The organism is Collinsella sp. AM31-2AC, assembly GCF_003469285.1.
Lineage (GTDB): Bacteria > Actinomycetota > Coriobacteriia > Coriobacteriales > Coriobacteriaceae > Collinsella > Collinsella aerofaciens_AT.
Genome location: NZ_QSJB01000007.1, coordinates 88,626 through 109,592, shown reverse-complemented (window position 1 = coordinate 109,592; position 20,967 = coordinate 88,626). Strand labels below are relative to the sequence as shown.

The following is a 20,967-nucleotide window of genomic DNA, read 5'->3' as shown; positions in this document are numbered from 1 at the left end:
GAGGCCCGATGGTAACTTATCCCCCGACCAATAGGTCTTTGCGCAGGTCAATGCGCTTGCCAGCATGTCCCATCCCATTTGCAGTGTAGCGCAGTCGGCTGTTTTTATTTGAGTTGCGCAACTCGCCTACTCCTCGCTACCGCCTGCGACTCTATGGTGGTAAATGTGCATAGAATCTGCTATAGAACGAATCGAATGATTTAGAACCCACCAGTCAAGCATGCGGCAAGGTTCTCGTCATGCATGCACCACGGCCCACGTCCACTAAAAAGGCCCCCGCAAAGCGAGGGCCTTTTGAAAAGCTCTGCAAGATCGCTTGGTCGCGCTACTCGCAGAGCGAAAGGGCGGCCTCGTCGGCAACGACAACGCAGTTGGTGTGCAGCTGCAGGATCGAAGCCGGGCACGCGGGCGTAACCGGACCATAGCACATGTCATGCACGGCCTGAGCCTTGGCCTCGCCGTTGGCGACGACTAGGATCATGCGGGCATACATGATGGTCTGGGTACCCATGGTGTAGGCCTGACGGGGAACATCGTCGATGCTGTCGAACAGGCGGCTGTTGGCCTGAATGGTGCTCTCGGTGAGGTCGACGCAGTGCGTGCCCTTGGAGAAGTGGTCATCGGGCTCGTTGAAACCGATGTGGCCGTTGTTGCCAATGCCGAGCAGCTGCAGATCCGGGTAACCGGCGGCGGCGACGATCTTGTCGTACTCAGAGCAGGCAGCGGCGGCGTCGGGGTTGGAACCGTCGGGCACATGCGTGTTGTTCAGGTCGATGTTGATGTGATCGAAGAAGTTCTCACGCATGAAGTAGTGATAGCTCTGGGGATCGTCGTGCGAAAGGCCGCGATACTCGTCCAGGTTGTAGGTGCTGACCTCGGCAAAGTCGACGTCGCCCTTCTCGTACCAAGCAGCGAGCTGCTTGTAGGCACCGATCGGGGTGGAGCCGGTGGCAAGACCCAGCACGCAATCGGGCTTGAGGATAACCTGCGCCGAGATGATATTGGCGGCCTTGCGGCTCATATCCTCGTAGTCTTTAGCTTTAATGATCTTCATTACGCGTCCTTTCTCGTACAAGAGAGGCAAGGCTCCCCTTACAAGCACTTGCCCGCGGCCCGCGTCGGCCGCAACCAACGTGTGCGGCCACCAGGGCGAGGTCGCGTAATGTATGTGTCTCGTGTCTAGCCGCGTCGAGGCCCCTGCCCGTCCACGGTGACCCAAAGCCGTTTAGCTTCGGACAAATCCCATCTTGCCACGGAGGGCGCCCTCTTTCAAGGGCGCCCTCCATAAACGTGTTTGAATTGTAGGCTAATGGCCACGTGCACTTGCTAGCGCTCGCGAGCAACGATGAGCTGGTCCATCTCTTCGACATGCGCACCAACGGAGCCCTTGATACTCGAGAACTCAACGGAGTTGCACACCAAGATGGGAACCGTCACATCGTAGCCCTCGGCAGCAATTGCCTCGCGATCGAACTCGATGAGCACGTCACCCTTATGGACGACATCGCCCACCTGTGCATGCACGCTAAAATGCTTGCCCTCAAGCTGAACAGTGTCCAAACCAACGTGGATCAGCACGTCTAGGCCATCGACCGTGTTGAGCGCAACGGCGTGACCCGTGGGAAAAATGGCCTCGACCTTGGCGTCTGCCGGCGCAATCACACGCGTGCCGGTAGGCTGAATCGCCACGCCCTGGCCCAAAAGGCCGGTGGCAAATGTCTGGTCATTGACCTCGGACAACGAAATGACGTCGCCCGAGATGGGAGCATCCAGCGTAAGAACTCGTCCACGCATACCAAAAGACCTTAGGACTTTAGTGAACATGCTCCCCCTCGGACATACCAATCAATCAAAATAGCTTTAACAGTTTACCACTTGGCACCCGTTTTTGACCATTAGGGAAGTTCGCGCTTGACAACCTCGACGATGTCGTCGACGACACGCTGGGTCAGCTCGTGCGTCTCCGCCTCGGCCATAACGCGAACCAGCGGCTCGGTACCGCTCGGGCGCACCAAGATGCGGCCGCGACCGTTGAGCTCCTTCTCGGCGGCAGCGACGGCGTCCCAAATGGGCTGGCAATCGTCCAGGCCGGCCTTGTTGTCGGAATGCACGTTGACGAGTACCTGCGGGTACTTCTTCATGATGCCGGCAAGGTCGGTGAGGGTGCGGCCGGTGCGCTTGAGCACGGCCAGCAGCTGCAGAGCCGTCACCAGACCGTCACCGGTGGTGTTGTGCTCCAGGAAGATGATGTGGCCGGACTGTTCGCCGCCGATGACGGCGCCGTCCGCGAGCATGCGCTCCAGAACGTAGCGGTCGCCCACGGCGGTCTGGACCATCTCGAAGCCCTGCTCCTTCATGGCAATGGAGAAGCCCAGGTTGCACATAACAGTCGAGACAATCTCGGAATTGGCGAGCTTGCCGCGAGCGGCCAGGTCGGAGCCACAGATGGCAAGAATGTAGTCGCCATCGATCTCGTTGCCCTCGCTGTCCACGAACAGCACGCGATCGGCGTCGCCGTCGTGGGCCAGGCCGATGTCGGCGTGGGTGCGCAGCACGAGCTCGCGCAGGGGCTCAAGGTGCGTAGAGCCGCACTCAACGTTAATGTCGGTGCCGCAGTAATCGGTGTTGATGGCATGAACCGTGGCGCCTAGGCGCTGCAGCGCGGCGGGCGTGGTCTGGCAGGAAGCACCGTGGCCGCAGTCGACGGCAACAACCAGGCCATCGAGCTTAAGGCCGTCGAGCGTGCTGATGGCATGATCGACATAGGCCTTGCGGGCATCTTTCATCTTGATGATGTGGCCCACACCGGCGCCAGTCGGCAGCGTGTCGGCAGCCATGGCCTCCTCGGACATGACCCAGGCGCTGATCTCTTCCTCGACAGCATCGGGAAGCTTCATGCCCTTGCGGCTAAAGAACTTGATGCCGTTGAACTCCGGCGGATTATGCGAAGCGGAGATGACGATGCCGCCGTCGAGCTCGTTTTGGACGGTGAGCAGCGCCACGGCCGGCGTAGGGATAACGCCGCAGCAATGCGGACGGCCGCCCTCTGCCATAATGCCAGCGGTCAGAGCACTCTCGAGCATGGTGCCCGAAAGACGCGTGTCGCGGCCGATGCAGATGTCCGGGCCAAGGAACTTGGTCGCCGCGCGGCCCAGGCGAAACGCGAGGTCGCACGAGAGGTCGGCGTTGGCGACGCCACGGACGCCATCGGTACCGAAGATGTTCTGGGGCATAGGATCGCTCCTTCCCAAGTGGGCAAAACGAAGCCGCCCACCCTAGTCGAAAAGAAAAGCGGGACCCACCGAGCAGTCGGTAGGCCCCGCTTGTACATTGTATCTCGTAAGGAGATAAAACCTTAGCGCTTGGAGAACTGGGGAGCGCGGCGGGCCTTCTTGAGGCCGTACTTCTTGCGCTCGACCACGCGAGCATCGCGCGTAAGGAAACCGGCCTTCTTGAGGTCAGCACGGTAATCGCCAGCGTTCAGAAGAGCACGAGCGATGCCCAGGCGCAGAGCGCCGGACTGACCGGAGATGCCGCCGCCATCGCACAGAGCGATAACGTCGAACTGACCGGCGGTGTCGGTCACCTTGAAGGGAGCAAGGGCGTTCTCAACGAGCTGATGACGGCCGAAATACTGCTCGGCGTCACGCTTGTTGATGGTCACCTTGCCGGTGCCGGGGACGAGACGGACGCGGGCGACGGCGTTCTTACGACGGCCGGTACCCTGGTAGACAACGGTGTTCTCAGCCATCTTTAAGCCTCCAGCTCAATCTTCGTGGGGTTCTGGGCAGCGTGCGGATGCTCGGCACCAGCGTAGACCTTAAGCTTGGTCATCTGGGCACGGCCGAGGGTGGTCTTGGGCAGCATGCCGCGAACGGCGCGCTCGATGACCTTCTCCGGGTGCTTCTCCATAGCCTGGCGGAAGCTCTCAGCCTTGAGGCCGCCGTTGTAGCCGCTGTGGCGATAATAGGTCTTCGTGTCGGCCTTGTTGCCGGTAAGCTGGACCTTATCGGCGTTGATGACGACAACGAAGTCGCCGCAGTCGCTGTTGGGCGTGAACTGGGGCTTGTTCTTACCGCGCAGGATCATTGCGATCTGGGTGGCAAGACGGCCCAGGACAGCACCATCGGCGTCGACGAGAACCCAGTTGCGCTGGACCTCGCCCTGCTTGGCGTAGTGAGTCGATTTCGAAATCACTTAGACTCCTCCATGTACAGTACGTGTTGTTACAGAGATTCACGGGGCTCTGCAAGTAACCCGTCCATATTACCCCGCTCGCCGCCCGAGTCAACAGGTATTTTGGCTCCGACCAGAGTTTCTGCACATGTCATCCATGGGTCATGACGTCGCGACACTAGCGCTCGACAAATGCCTCGATATCACTCAGTAGGCGCTTTGCCTCCTGGCGGCCCTGAATATACAGGTCGAGGAGCTTTGCCGGATCATGCTCAACGTGACCGACCTCGACCGGCTTTTGTGGAGCAACGACCAGCGCGCGGCCCTCGCGCTCATACTTCCACAGATGCATGCGCTGGATGTTATAGCGGTCGTGGCGCGTCTCGATGGCCTCGAGCAGGTAGGGGTAGTCGGCATAGCGGGCGCGTGCAGCGGGCATAAACTCGTAGGGCTTTTTTTCGTACGAGCGGTCCTGCGTGACAATGACAACCGCACGGTCGAAGCCGGCCTCCTCCAGCACGTGCTCGATGGGGACCGAATCGGCTACGCCGCCGTCGACGTATTTGTGCCCATCGATCTCGACCGGCGGCGTCACCAGCGGCAGCGACGTCGAGGCGCGCACGGCATCGAGGTCGAGCACGGCGCTTTTGACCGGCAGGTATGCAGCGGTTCCAAAGAGCATGTCCGTCGCGACGGCGTACATCTTGGTGGGGCTCGCGTCGAACGCTTCGTTGTCAAAGGGATCCAGGCGGTCCTGGACATCGTTGAAGATAAAATCGTAACCCACGATGGAGCCCGTGGACGCAAACGATGCGGCGCCCATGAAGCGGTTGTCATTGCAGAAAGCCAGGTTGATGCGGTTGGCACGGCCGATCTGATGCGACTTGTAGTTCACGCCGTTGAGAGCGCCGGCCGATACGCCATATACCGCCGGAATCTCGACGCCGGCCTCCATGAGAACGTCGAGTACGCCTGCGGTAAATTGCCCGCGGAAGCTGCCGCCCTCCAAAACGAGCGCGACCTTGCCGGCGTTCTTTGCCTTATCTTCTGCAGTCATATTGACCTCCTGCGATTGCGTTTTGGCTTTCTTCTACCCAGTTTTGGAATGGAGGGCGCATAGGTTTTGGAGTTGAGAATATGGAGCGGAAAGCGTGTCCCAGTTTGAGGCGGGATTCCGGGATGAACTTTCCGCTTGGACCGCCGTTGGGAAAGCGTGTCCCGTTCTGAGCGCGGATTCCGGGATGGATTTTCCGCCTGGGCCGCCGTTAGGAAAGCGCGTCCCACCCTACGTTGCCGTAGCGTTTGCTTAACGCCCGCGCCCTGCACAGAGTTCGATTCTCCGCGGTATCCATATGTAATAAAAAGGCAGGTAGAGACACTTCTCTACCTGCCTGTTACGTATGGTGGAGCCTCAGAAAATCTTTGCGAACCCTACGATAGCCGCCAATGGCCGCGAAATCAAAGTCTCCAACAACTGGTTTTGCATTGTAACATTGTTCAACTCGAAAAAAAGTTAACGAAATCGAAAATCAGCTTGCGTTACTATGGGGTATACCCTATAATAATAGACGTAAGAAAGAAAGGAGGTGGTTCAAATGGATGACAAAATATGGGACTTAACGATTGCTGTCATCAGCGTGCTACTGGCAAAGGCACTGGATGAAGGAATCGAAGCCCTAAAGAAAAAGACCTCTCGCAAGCCCGGAAAGCACACAAAGAGGTCTAGGTAGGGCAAGGGGCGCTGCTTCGGCGGTGCCCCGCTAGCCAGAAACATCTTACATTAGGAGTGCAGCGATGAAAACAGGCATTATAGTTTTTGTCATCTCGTTTATCTCATTCCGCATCTGGCGCAAGGCCAGAAAAAAGCGCGGTGAATGAAATGGCAACCGAAGCGCAAAGACGAGCAACATCCTCCTACCGCAAAAGATCGGTGAAACAGCTTGTCATACGCTTTTACCCTAACGAGGATGACGAGAGTATATATAAATGGCTCAAGGAGCAAGACAATACAACCGAGTACATCAAGAGCTTGATTCGAGAGGACATGAGCCGTTAGAGACTTGTTGCAATGCCCCCAAACGCAAAATGCCCGCGCCCCATTACAGGGCGCGGGCATTTTAGTTAAAGAAGCTCGTTTACTCGTTTTTGCACGGCATCAAAGTTGGCGCCAAGTCTGGCCTTGCGCTCGTCACCGTTGCCGTACTCGCCGCGAATGACGGCGCGTGCAAGAGCGTCGATGTCTACGGCGTTGACGCGGGAATTGACCACGGCTTGCACCTCGTCATAGCGGGTGCCAAGAATTACCTTGCGCGTCTCACCGTTGCCAAGCTTTCCGTTGAGCACGTCCGTTGCAAGATCGTCGGCACTTGCGGTAGCCGCACGATTTACAAGGGTTTGAACCTCGTTGAATCGAGTGCCAAGCTTGGCCTTGCGCTCGCCACCGTTGCCGTACTTCCCTCGCATTACGCCTGCTGCAAGGTCGGCGGTACTACCACTATTCTCATGGGCAGTCTCCACCGGCGCATTGTAGGTGCTGGGCTTCGCATAACGCGACCAAGCGGCAGCGTCCATGAAAGCAATGTCAAGATCGAGGTTGCCGTTGTACCCAGATAGTCTACCGTGCGAAGAATACTGGTGCATCACGCAGGTATTCCAAGCACCAAAGCCGCCATCAGGAAGCCATGGCGAATCCTGGTACCCAGTCTGATTCTCGTTGGCATACTGGGCAACCCAGAGGGCGTGGTTAGGCGCAATCTTAGACCAATCTTCCTCTTTAGTGAGATTGCGGTAGGTATACAAGAGACACCTCACGCCCGTGAGTGCATAGATACGATCAAGGAATTTCTTGGCACCGTCCGTGCCGATTCTGCCGCCGTCCTCATAATCGAGCACGGGAACACCCTTACCGAAATAGTTTTTACAGTTCTGATAGAAGTGATCCGCCTGCTTGACAGGATCATCCATATTCATGAAATGGTAGAAGCCCCAGAGCTTACCCGCCTTGATAGCCTTTTGCACAAACGCGTCACAAAACGTATTGACGCAATTGGTGCCCTGGGTTCCTTTGATGATGACAAAATCGTATTCGATTGAATCAAGATTAAGGTTTTTTTGCCAGTCTGCAATATCGATGCCCTTCATGGTCATCTGCATCACCTCTTAATTGCATTGAATTGTGTGAAAGTGACGGCGTTAAGCTCGTCGGCTGTCCATGCATGGATTGAATTGGTGCCGTCATCAGGGTCGCGGAGCGCATAGGTACCGTCGGTGTTTTCGCGCCAAATCATCACGACGTGCGAGCCGTAAGAGCGCTCGCCAAGGGTTCCGGTAACGCCTGCGAAGACGATCCAGCCGTCATCGACGGCCTTGAGGGCTTCATCCGTGCCCCAAAACGTGTCACGGGTTTCGAAATGATAGGTCTTCGCTAGATAGGCGCTGAACTTGGCCATGTCGTTAACCCGGTCGGTCAGGCAACTTTCGCCGACGAAAGCTGCCAGCAGGTCGGGCGTAATCTCGCGACCGTTGAGGTAGCTCAACGCCATTGCCGCCGCCGTTAGGCCGCAGCCGTATGTACCTATAGTTTCGTCCGAGTAAGCGGCATCAGCCCATTGAGGGTCTTTTTGCAAAAAGAGCGGCATATAGCCGCTCTTCGCACTCGTCTTATTTTCATAAACAGGCAAAGCCGCTGTATAACCATCGCTATAGCCTTGGTTATATGCTTTTCCAAATGCTGCCGTATCTCTGCCAACGTGGTCGACGGTCAAAACGAACCATAAGCCCATGCCTGCCGCGAAGCCCAGCAGCAACGCCGCCGCAATCCGCATCCTAGCCGCGCTTAGCGACTTCATCGGCAATCGCCTTCGTAATATCGTCTGTGTCAACGTTGGCGTGCTCGAAAATCTTCATGATTGGAGAATCGGCAAGCTCTGGATAAGCCTTCTTGAGGTTCTCGAGGATAGAAGCAAGCTCCATGAAGATGATGGTAATGCAGACGACGTAGACGCTGAAGCCATTGAAATTCAGCCCAACGATATGCGAGCTTAGAATCTCGATGCATATCACAAGCATGATGATAAGTGTAAGCGTCGCCTTATGACACAAGCCACGGCGCATCGTCGAAGACTTGAAGTTACAGTTGAAGATTGCCTGGGCGATTCCCGTAACCATGTCGATAAGCATCATCAGGAATGCGCCGGCGATTGCCCAGATTTGCGGCTCGGTAAACGTGTAGATATCTCCCATTATTTCTCCTTTGCATTGTCATCGATCATCTTTTGCACAGCGGCACGCCAGAGCTTTGGCACGCTATCGACAGTGCGGGTGCCATCCACGACGGCTTCGTAGTAGATCTTTGCCATAGCTACTCACCGCCTACCAAATCGCCGATCTCAAGAAGTGCGGCATTGGTGTCCTTGAGCGCCGCACGTGTGTCCTTGAGCTGGTTGATGAGCATGTCGATGCGCTCGGTGTCCGTAAGCTCGTCAACCTCGTGCGCATCCCACAGCTCGTTGAAAGCAGCCGTCACCTCTTCTACGCTCGGCACGCCGACGGCCACGAAATGCAGCTCGTCGGCTCGGTAGAACTCAACCGCACTTCCGTCGGCACCGTTGTCCGCAACATCCTTCTCAATGTTTCGGCGAAGCCAAACATCTGCGGTCACGCCGCCCGGTCGAGCTTCGATCATCACTGCGTCAAGCGGCGCCGCGCTGCATGTCTGAGTGCTCATGCATGCTCCTTTCTGCCGCGCTTATGTGTGCGCGGGCTTTTTTAAATACCTTGTTGAATCCGTTGTCGCGCCATACATCGGCGCAATCTGCATGGCGAAACCAGCCTCCATAGCTCGTAGCCCTCCGCGCTCGCTTGAGCGACGGTGAGCGTCTATACCTACGAAGCGCCCTGCACGCACGCAGGAAAAGCGAACCGCGAAGCGTGGTACGGTTCTTCCGTACCGTGTATCCAACGACATCGACCGGTTCTTCGTTGCTCATGCGGCTTATCTTCCATGGCTTGACGGTAAGGCCGAACTTTTTGTGCAGCAGCCTTTGGAGCTGCCTTGCCGCGCTCCGCAAGTTGCGCTTGTCTGGGCTGAACAAATAGATGTCATCTGCATACCAAAGCTGGTGCGTGATCAGCGGAACGCTAGCGCCGCGCCTTACCTTGCGCATGCACTCGACCTCGTGATAGCCGAAAGAAAGCACCAGCTGTGCCATTCGCAGGCTGAAATAGCTCCCGATCTCAAGCCCGCCGCCGTATGTGGCTAGCAGTGATTCGGCTATATAGAGCACATCAGGACTTCTCACGTATCGGTGAAGCAGTTTCATCACAACGTTTGCTCTGATGGACGGATAGCACTTGCGCACGTCCATGTGCACGTAGTAACCGCCATCTTGCGACCACCTGCGCACGGCATGAGCTGCCATGAGCTGACCTTTGCCGGGGATGCTCGAAACCTGCCAGAAGCCTACCTTCGCATCGAGCAGGCGCGACATGGCGGTAACGGCCACATAATCGCAAACCTGCTGCTTCACGCTCTCGACGCCGATGATTCGCATCTTGCCGTTCGTTGGCTCGCGATGCCTGTAACGCTTTATTGGTCGAAACGTCAATGAGCGCGTTTCGACCTCGCGCACGATCTCTTGAATCAACGCTGGAGCGCTGCCGTGCTCTTGCGGAACGCGCCAGGCGTTTTTCTTCCCCGCCTTCGATTCGAGCCACGATTCGTAGGCGGCAAAAACAAGGGCCTCGTTCACGCGAAGCCCTTTGCAATAGCTCTTCAATTTTTTGACCTTGTTACTCTCTGGATGTCGTACGAGCGGTCGCGTTTCCGTTACTGGCCCGCTGGTCTTAAGACATATTTCACTTAGTTAAGCCAGGCTGCCCCCGCTCGCCACCAGCGGCGGCGGGTAGTCGCGGCGGAAATAAAGATAGATAGCTGGTTGTTGAGATAATCACCCAGATAGGCGCGAGCCGATGTTCCACCTAGCGTTGCCGGTGCCGTTGTTGCCGTTGACGTACCAAAGGCCAGCATTGCCCCTGTTCCTCAAGTTGCCAAGGGAAAGCCAAGAGAACATGACAGCCCACGCGCCGCGAATCCCTGCTTGTTTTTACGAAGGGGACAAGTCCCCTCGCGGCTTACGCCGCTTCACCCCTTGAACGACCATTGGCAGAGCGGCGCGAGCCGACGTGCCACCCAGCGCTGCCGGCGCCGCTGTTGCCGCTGACGTACCAAAGGCCAGCAACGCCCCCGTTCCGCAAGTAGCCAAGGGAAAGCCACTCTCGCCAGCCTACAGTGGTGTCCGCGACTTTATAGTTGCCATCGCAGATGCCGACCGACGTTGACGCGCCCGTGCCATGCTGCATCATCAGGCCGTTGTCGGTCTTCGGGTAAAGGCCGTAGTTCCAACCTTCGCCAGCTGGGCCGGGGAACGTGCCGATGCTCAGAGCCGTATCCGGCATGCTTCCAGACTTCTCGTCTTTCGTGTCGGGATTCACCCAGACGGCTGTACCGCTGCCCGTGTACTGAATGAGCACGTTGCCGAAAACCTCGTACATGCCAAGACCAAGCTCGATGCCTTGGATCACGAACGGCTGCTTGGAATCGGCGCAACTCGTCGGTGAGCCATCACCTTCAACCATGTCGCACGCGCCTGTGATCCACGGCGAAGTCGCGAGCTGATAGGTGGTGTCGGTGTTGAAGGGCTTAGCGACATCGAAGTAGATCGCGACGTTGGACGCATCGACGGTGGCTTTCTTGATAACCTTCGCGCTGTCGAAAATATCGCGGTTGTACGAATTGCCACGGTCGGTGCTGGTGCCCGCATGTGTGCCGAGCATCATGGCCGAGCCGACGATGATCTGGTCGGCCTTGTCCTTCGCGATGACAACACGCGTCGTGTTGCTCTCGGCTAGCGTCGGCGTTGCCGTTATGTCGTAGCCTGTGCATCCGGTGAAGACGCTCTGCGAGTTTTTGGTGGCGTACTTGAGCAGGAACATCGCCTTGACGTACCAATCATCTGCTGCAACCTTGAGCGAATCGCCTGTCGCGGCTGTCTTCATAAGGCTGACGCCGGAATCATGGCTGATGCTCATGGTCTTGACCGAAGCGCCGCTAACGCTGCGCGGCTTGCCGTCGGCATCGACCGAGAGCGCGTATTTCGCATAGAGCATGAATGGGCGCTTTGTGCCGCTCGGAAGGTAGGCGGCTGGCTGCGCCTTCATGCCCTGATTCTGCGTGTCGGAGACGGTTAGGTTAACGGCATCGTCCGTCTCGGTTTCCAGCGTGTAGAGCACTGGCGTCATGATCCACGTGTCGTTGCTGCGAGAGAACCGACCGTCACCGTCGATTGCCGTGACGTAAGGCGTGCCGTCAGCATCAACGCCGCCGTTGACCTCGAAGAACGTGAAGGCTCCGTGGTTGACGTAAGGGTCGGTTGCGGCCTTGCCGATGATGCCGGGCTTGGGGTTGGCGATGCCTGCGTTTGCGCCGGTCTTGGTGCAGGCCGTGGCGCTGCCCTTCGGGATGCTAACGCCGTAGTTCTTCCCGTCGCGCATCTTAGCGAGCCATGCGGCGATACTCGCGTTTGTATAGCGTCCGGTCTTGTCATCAAAAATGGGGACTGTCGAAGCCCCCATGGATTCGAGCGCGATTGCCACGCGCTCGAGCGTCTCGTGATCTGCAATGTGGGTTTTGCCCATGCTTAATCCTCCGTATCGACTAGCGAGATGTAATCCGTATCGCCAACGGTGTCGTAGGCAAGATAGATGCGCTTGTCGGGGCTGATCGACCCTCGCGCTTCCTCAGCTGCCTTACGAGCGTCCGCAGCCGCCTGATCCGCGCTGAACTTGGATGCTTTCGTCGCGTTTGTCGCGGCGTTCGCCGCATTGGTTGCGGTGTCGGCGTTCGCCTTGGCTGTATTTGCAGCAGCCGCCGCGTCTGTGGCACTTTTTGTCGCGGCGTTCGCCTTGGCCGTCGCGGTGTTGGCTGCGTCCGTGGCGCTCTTGCAGATGTTGACCGCCGCGTTGGCGTTATTCAGCGCCTTGCCCGCATCGGTGACGGCCTGCTCGCCCTTGGTGACAGCGGTTTCGGCTCGCTTCTCGAGCGCTTCGACTGCGTTGTCCCATGACTTCGCCGGAGTATTTCCCTCACGGGCGTCGCGCATGATGTCCAGCGCGAAACGCTCGGTCTGCACCGTCTGCGAGCCTTTCTTCAATTCGAAATAGGCTTCGTCGGTGTAGCCGGAAACGCTTGCGAGCTTGGATTCATCGCAAACGTAGGTAATCGTATTGCCGCTGACCGTGGCGCTGCCACGGTAATAGTGGATTCGGTCGGGCAATCGAGCAACCAAATAGGAACTGTACCCAGACAAAGACAGCTCGCCGCCGTTGTCATAGATAAGCGCCTTGATGGTTGTTCCGCCGCCTTCGCCTTGCGCGATTCGAATGCAGTTGTTTCCGCATCCGCGCTTGTTAACGTCAAGCTCGATTGTCTGCGTGTTCATTACGCATCACCGCCAGACTTTAGCGCCCGCAGCTTCTCGAGCGCCGCCATGAAAGCCTGAACCGGATCTGTCTGCATTTCGGTGCCACCGTCTTCTGTCGAGACCGCAACTGAAGGGTTGACGATTGCAGCCAGGGCATCGAAGCATGCAACCGTGGCATCGGTTCGGTCATCAACGTACACCGGAGTAACGAGCGTGAACGGCTCGTCGGCGGATTTCGGCTTAACCACGTCCTTGCTGTCAACAACCTCACGCGTGCCGTCATCGTAGACGGCAATGAAGACGATGTTTGCCGCCGCCGCGCGTGCAATGAACTCGGCGTCGAACTCCGTCAGATAGCTCTCGGTGTTGCCCACCGGATCATGCACCATGTAATGTGTGATCTGTGCCATATGACCTCCTAATCAAAATTGCAAAGTGTGCAGATTCCATTTACGAAATCGATGTTCCTTGTCGATGTCCACCAGGTGATTGATCCATTGCCGTTGTCCTGTATCTGGCTGATGTACTTCATGGTCACGTTGGATGTAATGGCGTTGGTTGTGGTTACGCTCGTACTCGCCGAGTTAGACACCGAGATCTTCGGAACGGAAATCCTAAGACTTCCTTCGGCCTGCATCTGAAGCCCGTATAGAACCTTGTTGTCAGATAAATCCTTCATCGACGAAGAAAAGTCGATGTAACCGACCTGCGAGGCACTTGACGCGCCGGATTTCTTACGGAATCCCGACATCTGACCCATGTTGTTGAGAAGCGTGTAGTAGCTGTCGTATCCGCAGCGAAACGTGCCCTTGGCGGTAATGTTGTTCGCGCTCATGTAATTTGTCACGAGCTCGCCGGTCTTGAGGTTCCAGGAATTGCGGCCTTTGGCATCGGCGATGATTCCGGCAGACATGTATGTCGCGTTGATATAGACCTTGCCGTTCTGGAGGAAGATACCCTGAGCCGCACCGTTGCTCGTCAGGCGGTCGAAGATCTTCTTCTGGGTCAGCTGCTCGTCGTAGTCGCTGAGGATGCCGTTCGCGTAGTCAGAAGCGTCTTGCTGCTCGATGGCATGCTGAGCCGCACGCGCCGCCGAAGCGTAAACCTTAACTGCTGACGAGTACGAGCCGTACGACGCGTCGTATTCGTACATTGCCGCCTTGAGCGCGTCTGCCGTCTTGCACTCCAGCACCGCGTTTACCTTGTCGGCGTAATCGCTGTAGGCACCGCCCTCTTCGGTAGATCCGAATGCAGCCGTGTATTTAGGCGCGAGTACTTGTGTGAGGAATTGCGCATTGAGCGACTTGTTGGATTTCAGCGAGTTGTACTGGCTCGTGAGCTCTTCGCGCTCTTTGTCGACCGCCTGCATGGTCTTCTTCACTGCTGCCGCTTCGGCTGTTGTTACCACACCGTCTTTAGCCAGTTCCTGCACGGTGCCGTCAAGGCCAGTCAGCGATTCGGTAAAATCGTATGAGCTCTGGTATGCCTTGTTGTAGGCACTTTCAAGCACTGGTGTCGTGTGGCGAACGGATCCGTCACCGAGCGTGATGCGCTCCATAGACCAGACGTAATAGCCGTTACTCCATTCCGGCAATGTCTCAGACCATCCAAGCTCAGGGTTCTGCGCGTTGATTGGCGGAACCGTATCGCTCTGGTTCTTCGCATAGAGTTTGACGCTGGATGCGATGCCGTTTCCAGCCATCTGGTTCGCACCATTGATTGCCTTGGCGAGACAAGGCGTCGTGTAGCTTACGGCTCCGTCACTCCAAGTAACCTTGCTGCGAGTCCAGATGTACTTCTCCTTGCTCCAGGCAGGCTGCTGTTCGCTCCAGCTACCGCCGACTTGGGAAGAATCGCTTGAAGATAGGTGATACTGCTCGACGATGGATTTGATTCCCCTACCGGTTACACCCTGCTTGCCGTCCGCACCGCTAATGCATGCTGGATCTGAATAGGAAATCTCGCCGGACTGCGTGACAGTCTTCGTCCGAGTCCAGATGTACTTCCCCTCAACCCATACTGGCGCTTCAGACTGCCATCCGGTTTTCGGCGCTTCGGTACGCGAGATGCCTTGCGCGTACTCGACATCGACGGATGCAATTACGGCATCTGTCGTGGCGATCTGCTTGTTATCCACGGTCGTTCCGGCAGACAAGCTAAACTCGCCGGTTGTCATATCCCAAAAGTTCTTCCCCACCTCGTCGGTGAGCAAGCCCGCGCGGATGCGGTCTGCTCGCATCGTGCCGGCGTTGATGCAATCGGCGCTCACCTGAGCGCCGGTAATGAAGGTGCGCCAATTCCACTGGCCGTCGCTCGTGAGCGATGCGGCAAGGCGGATGCCCATGCCGTTGATGTTGACTGCCCACATGCCAGACGTTGCCTTGAGCGGAACGCCCGTTGCGGCATCCAGCGGAACGTTGGAGTAGATCACGCCTAGCTCGAACATCTCGACCTTGTATGTGCCAACGGCATTGAACGCCTTGTTGAGCGCCGCCATGAGCTGGTTGAGCCACGAGACGGACGTGGAAGCCGCCGCGTCGTAATTCGCACGCTGGTTGCTTCCGCTCTTTAGCTGCTGAGCCATCGACTGGAAGATGTCTGCGAGGTCATCGGTCAGGTTGCCGAACACCACCGTTGCACCTCCGGTCACAAGGTCGCGGCAAAGCTTCGAGACGCGGCCTTTGATTCTGATTCCGGCATCGGAAAAGCCCTTGTCGATGATCGCGACGCGATCGCCGACGGCAACGCTCTCCCAATCCCGACCGAAAGCAAACAGGTCAATCACGCTTGCCTCGTATGAAACGGTTGGCGTTTTGGCCTGCTCGAGGTAATCGTTCGTCTCGGCAAGAAGCTGAGCCGCATCCTCGCACTGCTCGTTAACGTAAACGTCTACGGCGGGCGCGATGCCGCCGCTACCGTCGGGATGCCCCCAAACCTCTGTGGCTGCGGCATCCTCGACGTAATCCTTGCCGCCGTTTATGTCACCGAACGTCAAGCGTCGGCCATAGCCGCCGCCGTCCGTCTCAACGCCTTTTCCGTAACCGTAAACCCTCGTCTTGGGGTTCGCGCTGCCGGTCCTGCGCTTGATGCTTATGAGGTCTTTAGTCCACGTGAAGCGTTTCGGGCTTTGCTGGTTGCCGCGCGTTGCGACCACGCGCACGTATCGGTGCGTGACCCGCACGCCGTCTGTCTCGATGACGGTTTCCAGCTCGCCGCCCCATATCTTGAGTAGGTCGCTCAAGCCCTCACGAACTTTGATGTGGTAGAAGGTGTGCGAAGCGCTGCCGGGTTGGTCGCAGTTGCCAACCTCCCAGCGCGTGCCCGCGAGGATGGACGTAAGCGCTACGGCAACGCTTCCGGACGGTCGCTTGTCCTCGATGTAATCGTCCCAAGTCTCGTTGATTGAGTTGATGCACGTGACGTTGGTATAGGGCTTGCCGGAATCGTCGTGCAGGCGCTCAATCTTGTCAACGATATGCTCATGCACGACACCTTGGCGGTCAATCCAAACAAGGTACTCGCCCTTGGTCAAATCATCATCGCACTTGATCTTAAGCTCGTCTGTTCCGTCGGTAGCTTCATCATGGGTGGCGGCGGTATACGTGAGCCGCCCAAGGTTAACGCCCCATCGGCTGAAACGGGTGAAGTTGACCTTGTTGACTAAAGCCATCTTTCCTCCCATTCCAACGTCGCGGCGCCGCTAGAGATCTTGATATGCGCACGGTCTTTAACCGTGAAAAAGTCGCTCATGATATTGAGCTGGGCAACGGAGCCGTTGACCGTGACGTGCTCCTTGTCGAAGTCCATGCGAACGACACTCGTAGCCGTCAGCGGCTGCACCACCTCCACGAACTCGGCTGTGTCGGTGTTGGTGATGCGCCAAGAGCTGCAAGCCCCGGGCTTGGCCGTCACGGTTAACGCGGCTGGCAGCGTGCCGCCGACGGCGAACGTTGCCGCCCCGTTTACGTCCATCCGGCGATGCTGCCCGTAATAGTCGGGGTCACCGATATGGAACGTCACGGTTGCCTGCGGGCAATCGTCGGTGATCTCGTCAAGGTCTGTCGCACCGCTAACGATCGCCATCAAATAACGCGTTGGGTCATCGGGCAGATAGAGCGGCGCAGGCTCGTCAGACCATAGCAGAGCCGCCAGCTCGTGCCGTGCCTTTGCGACCTCGCGCCGATGCTCGGTGCGGAGCCACATGTCAACCTGTAGGTCGTAACCGGCACGGCGAACCGTCTTGAAGTATTCACCGTGCCGTCCGGGCGCGTCCTCGAAGCTAGCCGAAACGTCAGCCATGATGGGGCGGCGCACCTTGCAGTAGACGAACTTCGACAGGTCATGCCCGTTGAATATGATGCTGTCGCTTTGGTTTCTCTTACGCTTAAGCTCCAACGGGCACTCCCCTCTGCTTCAGCCTGCTGGCAATTCCAGCGCCGATCTGCTGGCCTGTCGCGTACGCGTCCATGTTGTTCGCGACAGTCGCGTTGACGGTCACGTTCACCTGAGCACCGCCACCGAAACCTCCGCTTAGACGGTCGAGGACGCGCGAGATGCCAGCCTCGACGCTCTCTCTGACGCTTGTGCGCAGCTTGGCATCGGGCGCGACGTGCTCAAGTCCTGCTTCGCCAACACCAATGATCGAAGGTTTGTCGAAAGATGCGCCCTTTGCATACCAATTGACGCTGATAGACGGCAGTTTCACAACGCCGCCGATGTCGCGCCAGCTGACGCTGAAGTGCGGCATGTTTATATGCGGCAAACTGATTCGGATTCCACTGAAAGCGCCCTGAATCCTACCGGGGATGCCGCTCACGAAGTTCCAGGCATCGCTAATGGGCGATGTGATGTTGCTTTTGACCGTGGCGAAAACCCCGGCGACCTTGCTGCCAAGTCCGGGGAACCCCAGCTTTTCGCCGATGGCGTTTCCGGCGTTTATTGCGTTGGTTTTTGCATTGTCCATCTTCGTTTGGATGTTGCTCTGGATGGCTTGAAAGGCGATACCGGCTTGCGACTTTGCCGCATCCCAATCCCCGTTCATGGCGGCTTTCAGGGCGTTTGAGGCCGAAGAACCGACAACCTTGCCAGTCTCCATATCTGTTTGAATCGAATCCCTGATAGCGCCGAATTTTTCGGACGCGTTGGATTTCAGATTCTCCCAAGCATCAGACGCGTTGGATTTCAGATTTTCCCAAGCATCGGACGCGCCTTGCCTTATCCCGTCGAATTTCTCGCCAAGGCTGGATTTGACCTCCTCTGCCTTGCCTGTTATACCGTCCCAAATACCAGACCAGAAATCCGGCACGCCTGCAAAGAAATCCTGCACGCCTTGCCATTTTTCCGAAATCCAGCCAGTGAAATCAGACCAGAGCTGCTTGCCCGTCTCGGTCTGCGTGAAGAACCACGTAAGGCCAGCGACGGCGGCGGCGACCGCTGCAACGCCAAGCAAGATGGGATTTGCGGCAATCAATCCGGTGAACGAAGTCCAACCGGTCGAGAGCTTGCCGCCAAGAGTAGTAGCCAGCCCGCCAGCCTTCTTGGCGATACTGCCGAAGCCTGTTGCAGCAGTGCTGATCGCGCCGCCGCCCTCACCGAACTTGCCGGTGAGCGACGCGAAGCCCCCCGCAACATCCTTGAACGTCTGGCCGATCTCAACGCCCTTTTGGAGCGTCTTGCCGATGCCGGTTGTAAGTCCGCCGAACGCGACCGTCCCCAAAGCGACATTGGTCGCCATGTCCTGCTGCTCGGGCGTTAAAGACTTATACCAGTCGCTAACGCTCTCAAGCGCCGGCGTTACCTTCTCAAGCAAGGTCGTCCCAAGCTCGAGCGCCTTCTCCTTGAAGGGCATGGCGGCTTCGCCGGCTTCTGCCATCTTCTGATTTAACTCGGCCTGCGCTTCGCGCGTGTCGAGCATCGTCTTATTAGTCTCTTGGTACGTCTCGCCGATGTTGCCGTAAAGACCGTCGAGGGTCTGGGTGATAAGCGAAGATCGCTCCTGCTCGTCACCGCAGGCGGCAAGGGCGGCGTTGAAGGCGTCCTCTTTGGTAGCGCCCTGCGCGATCTGGTCATTGAAAGCCTGCTGTGCCGCCTGGTTGCCGGAGAGCGCCGCGCTCCACTGCTCGTTGCTCGCCGTTGCCCAATTGAGGGCATCGGCAAGACCGCCGGTTACGGTACCGGTGTGTGCCGTTTCCTGAGACGCTTCCACTAAGTTTTCGAGTGGCAGGGCATCGCCGAACTTCGAGAACGACCCTGCTGCGATGTTGTTCCACTTGTCCAGCTCCTGCTGGTTGGTGGTCAAGCGGGACAGGTTCTGCGCGGCCTCGGTCGCGGTATCCTCTTCCCCAAGCAGCTTATAGAAGAGTGTATAGGAGTTTCGCGCCTGCTCGGACGTGCCGCCCGCGTCTTTCCAGGCAGCGTCAAGCTGATGCGTCTGCTCGATCTGCTCTTCTTGGCTGCTGGCAAGCCCGACAAGCGCGGTGGCAGTGCCGGTGACGGCACCGGTGATCGTCTTTCCGGCAGTCTCAAGACCCTTGCCGGCCTTTTCCAGCTTATCGCTGTTGTCCTGTATCGTCTGCCCGAACTGATAAAGGCTGCTCTTCGATGCCTGCGCTTCGCGGCTGACGCTTTTAAGATCGTCTGAATAGCTCTCAAGCTGGTTTTCGCAAATGGCTATTTGCGCCTTGAGGCTCGAATACTGCGCTTCCTCGCGCTCGGTGAGTGCAGCGCCGCTGCGTTTCTTCTCGTCGAGCGTCGCAAGCGCCGACTTGTAGGCATCGAGCTTGGTTTTCGTCTCGTCGTACGCGCGGTTCAGAAGCTTTTCCTTCTCGACGAGCAGATCGGTGTTGCCGGGGTCGAATTTCAGAGCGCGATTGATGTCCTTCAACGCGCCTTGCGTATCCTTCGCCGTGCTCTGCACGCTCTTCAACGCGCCTTGCAACTCGGTCGTATCGCCGCCGAACTTGATAGTCAGACCCTTGTACGTGACAGCCACGGTATCACCTCTTTTCGGTTTTCAAAAACAATGAGCGCACAGAACAGCGCACCGCAGAGGCGCGCTGTCGCTTTACGCTCACAGGCCAGACCAGAAGGCAGCTTCGCCTTGCCGCGCCTGGGCGTCATCCTCGGCGTATGCCACAGCGTCGTTGACGAAGCTGTACACGTCGACAAGGTTCTGAACCTGCGCGTAGGACAGTGTATGCAGGTCTTGGATGCTCAATCCCGCCTGCTGACAGGAGTATATATAGAGCGCGTCACAGCTACTCTCCAGCTCCGTCGGCAGCGGCGGCATCGGGTGCTTCGGCGGGCGCGGCTTCCACGTCCGCTTTTGCGTTCGGAAAAAAGTTGTCCTTGATGATCTGCATCACATCGGATGCCCAACCGCCTTCGCGCTCAAGGTCGAATTCCGATTGCGGGAAACTGCAAACCCAATCCTCAAAAGACTTGCCAAGGTCTGTCTTCTCCTTCGCCGTGGCGTTGTACGTCTTCGCGCAGGCGTAGAAGATTTCGAGTAGCGGCACGATGGGCGGCATATTCGACGCGCTGGTAACCTCGAGTACCACGGATACATCTTCGTTGATGTCCTTCGGTCGGCGGCTCCCGTCCTTTCGCTTGACGAAGAACTCGCGCGAGAACGCAATAGGGGTAAAGGCGTTGCAAACGACCGGATATTTAACGCCGCCAACCTCGATGATCCCGCCGTCCATTACGCGGCCTCGCTATTAGGCTTTGGCGTGACGGTAATATCGACCTCTTCGAAGAACTTGTCGTATCCTTCAATGTCCCCGTACGTGTCGATGTAGCTGCCACGCCATCCAGTCGGCAACGTGACAGGACGGAATGTAATCTCGTAATCAAGTTGCGTGATGTCGGGCTTTTCCTCAAGCGTCTTCGCGTCGACGGACGCCGGCTTGCACATGCAGCGGTAGATGCAACGGCGCTTTCCAACGACGTGTCCGGGCTGTTCGCACATGAACGCGAACGGCTTAGGGGTCTTGCCGGACGTTGCCAGCAAACGCCCCTTTGCGTCGATGTCGAAGCCGATAATATCGGCCAGAAGCGCACGAAGCTCAGGCGTGCTCTCGATGTCGTAGATCGACCACGTGATGGAGCCGCCGTTGTCCTGATACTTTTCCAACCACGTATCATTATCTCCGTGGCTCGTCGACTGCTCAATGGACGGTGCGATCTTGATCTCGACCGTACCGGGGATGTGGATAGGCTTCTCGTACTCAAATGTATCCTCGTTGGTAAGACGCGCCAAGTGCGCGTTCTTAACGCCGAAGAACCCATTTCGCGCCATGTCGGCTCCTTT

22 protein-coding genes are annotated in these 20,967 nt (G+C 57.5%); 1 reads left to right on the top strand and 21 read right to left on the bottom strand.

Annotated features, from left to right (window positions below):
- Positions 1 to 325: 325 nt before the first annotated feature.
- From nagB to DW796_RS04750, 6 genes are all read right to left on the bottom strand, one after another.
- On the bottom strand, positions 326 to 1,054 hold the full coding sequence (nagB, locus tag DW796_RS04775; protein WP_055251013.1) for a glucosamine-6-phosphate deaminase: 729 nt from the start codon (positions 1,052 to 1,054) through the stop codon (positions 326 to 328).
- A 272-nt stretch (positions 1,055 to 1,326) separates the two neighbouring features.
- Positions 1,327 to 1,794: a PTS glucose transporter subunit IIA gene (locus tag DW796_RS04770; RefSeq protein WP_338134620.1), complete on the bottom strand. Its 468-nt coding sequence runs from the start codon at positions 1,792 to 1,794 to the stop codon at positions 1,327 to 1,329.
- Between the two features lie 101 nt (positions 1,795 to 1,895).
- Complete coding sequence (gene glmM / locus DW796_RS04765; protein WP_117805965.1) at positions 1,896 to 3,233, bottom strand: phosphoglucosamine mutase; 1,338 nt, start codon at positions 3,231 to 3,233, stop codon at positions 1,896 to 1,898.
- Positions 3,234 to 3,355: 122 nt separating this feature from the next.
- Entirely contained in the window at positions 3,356 to 3,751 is a 396-nt protein-coding gene (gene rpsI / locus DW796_RS04760; protein ID WP_022094634.1) for a 30S ribosomal protein S9, read from the bottom strand.
- 2 nt (positions 3,752 to 3,753) lie between these two features.
- Positions 3,754 to 4,197, bottom strand: coding sequence for a 50S ribosomal protein L13 (rplM, locus tag DW796_RS04755; protein WP_022094635.1), 444 nt, complete (start codon positions 4,195 to 4,197; stop codon positions 3,754 to 3,756).
- Between the two features lie 157 nt (positions 4,198 to 4,354).
- Positions 4,355 to 5,233 (bottom strand): patatin family protein, encoded by an 879-nt coding sequence (locus DW796_RS04750; protein ID WP_118094438.1) that lies wholly within the window; start codon positions 5,231 to 5,233, stop codon positions 4,355 to 4,357.
- Between the two features lie 538 nt (positions 5,234 to 5,771).
- On the opposite strand from DW796_RS04750, the gene DW796_RS10740 reads away from it, so the two are divergent.
- Complete coding sequence (locus tag DW796_RS10740; RefSeq protein ID WP_255413552.1) at positions 5,772 to 5,906, top strand: hypothetical protein; 135 nt, start codon at positions 5,772 to 5,774, stop codon at positions 5,904 to 5,906.
- Positions 5,907 to 6,297: 391 nt separating this feature from the next.
- On the opposite strand, the gene DW796_RS04745 is transcribed toward DW796_RS10740, so the two are convergent.
- The 15 genes from DW796_RS04745 to DW796_RS04680 all read right to left on the bottom strand — a co-directional run bounded on the left by DW796_RS04745 (position 6,298) and on the right by DW796_RS04680 (position 20,955).
- Positions 6,298 to 7,317, bottom strand: a complete 1,020-nt coding sequence (locus DW796_RS04745) for a GH25 family lysozyme (protein ID WP_158567694.1) — start codon at positions 7,315 to 7,317, stop codon at positions 6,298 to 6,300.
- A gap of 11 nt (positions 7,318 to 7,328) precedes the next feature.
- Entirely contained in the window at positions 7,329 to 8,024 is a 696-nt protein-coding gene (locus DW796_RS04740; RefSeq protein ID WP_118094436.1) for a C39 family peptidase, read from the bottom strand.
- Positions 8,002 to 8,418, bottom strand: a complete 417-nt coding sequence (locus tag DW796_RS04735) for a phage holin family protein (protein WP_118094435.1) — start codon at positions 8,416 to 8,418, stop codon at positions 8,002 to 8,004. The genes DW796_RS04740 and DW796_RS04735 overlap by 23 nt, the downstream gene beginning before the upstream one ends.
- On the bottom strand, positions 8,418 to 8,534 hold the full coding sequence (locus DW796_RS10735; protein ID WP_255413551.1) for a CD1375 family protein: 117 nt from the start codon (positions 8,532 to 8,534) through the stop codon (positions 8,418 to 8,420). The genes DW796_RS04735 and DW796_RS10735 overlap by 1 nt, the downstream gene beginning before the upstream one ends.
- Positions 8,535 to 8,536: 2 nt before the next feature.
- Positions 8,537 to 8,902, bottom strand: coding sequence for a hypothetical protein (locus DW796_RS04730; RefSeq protein ID WP_118094434.1), 366 nt, complete (start codon positions 8,900 to 8,902; stop codon positions 8,537 to 8,539).
- The gene (locus DW796_RS04725) at positions 8,868 to 9,926 is read right to left on the bottom strand and encodes a reverse transcriptase domain-containing protein (RefSeq protein WP_118094433.1); all 1,059 of its coding nucleotides are present in this window, start codon (positions 9,924 to 9,926) and stop codon (positions 8,868 to 8,870) included. Before DW796_RS04725 ends, DW796_RS04730 begins: the two co-directional genes overlap by 35 nt.
- 382 nt (positions 9,927 to 10,308) lie before the next feature.
- A complete protein-coding gene (locus DW796_RS04720) occupies positions 10,309 to 11,871 on the bottom strand; it encodes a hypothetical protein (RefSeq protein WP_118094432.1) in 1,563 nt (520 codons plus the stop codon).
- Positions 11,872 to 11,873: 2 nt separating this feature from the next.
- Positions 11,874 to 12,674: a BppU family phage baseplate upper protein gene (locus tag DW796_RS04715; protein ID WP_118094431.1), complete on the bottom strand. Its 801-nt coding sequence runs from the start codon at positions 12,672 to 12,674 to the stop codon at positions 11,874 to 11,876.
- Positions 12,674 to 13,066: a hypothetical protein gene (locus tag DW796_RS04710; protein WP_118094430.1), complete on the bottom strand. Its 393-nt coding sequence runs from the start codon at positions 13,064 to 13,066 to the stop codon at positions 12,674 to 12,676. Before DW796_RS04710 ends, DW796_RS04715 begins: the two co-directional genes overlap by 1 nt.
- An 8-nt stretch (positions 13,067 to 13,074) precedes the next feature.
- Entirely contained in the window at positions 13,075 to 16,326 is a 3,252-nt protein-coding gene (locus DW796_RS04705; protein ID WP_158567693.1) for a phage tail spike protein, read from the bottom strand.
- A complete protein-coding gene (locus DW796_RS04700) occupies positions 16,317 to 17,051 on the bottom strand; it encodes a distal tail protein Dit (protein ID WP_118094428.1) in 735 nt (244 codons plus the stop codon). The genes DW796_RS04705 and DW796_RS04700 overlap by 10 nt, the downstream gene beginning before the upstream one ends.
- Complete coding sequence (locus DW796_RS04695; protein WP_118094427.1) at positions 17,041 to 19,647, bottom strand: hypothetical protein; 2,607 nt, start codon at positions 19,645 to 19,647, stop codon at positions 17,041 to 17,043. The genes DW796_RS04700 and DW796_RS04695 overlap by 11 nt, the downstream gene beginning before the upstream one ends.
- Positions 19,648 to 19,725: 78 nt before the next feature.
- Entirely contained in the window at positions 19,726 to 19,872 is a 147-nt protein-coding gene (locus tag DW796_RS10420; protein WP_158567692.1) for a hypothetical protein, read from the bottom strand.
- A gap of 40 nt (positions 19,873 to 19,912) precedes the next feature.
- Positions 19,913 to 20,359, bottom strand: coding sequence for a hypothetical protein (locus DW796_RS04685; protein WP_118094425.1), 447 nt, complete (start codon positions 20,357 to 20,359; stop codon positions 19,913 to 19,915).
- Positions 20,359 to 20,955, bottom strand: a complete 597-nt coding sequence (locus DW796_RS04680) for a major tail protein (protein ID WP_118094424.1) — start codon at positions 20,953 to 20,955, stop codon at positions 20,359 to 20,361. Before DW796_RS04680 ends, DW796_RS04685 begins: the two co-directional genes overlap by 1 nt.
- Positions 20,956 to 20,967: the final 12 nt, after the last annotated feature.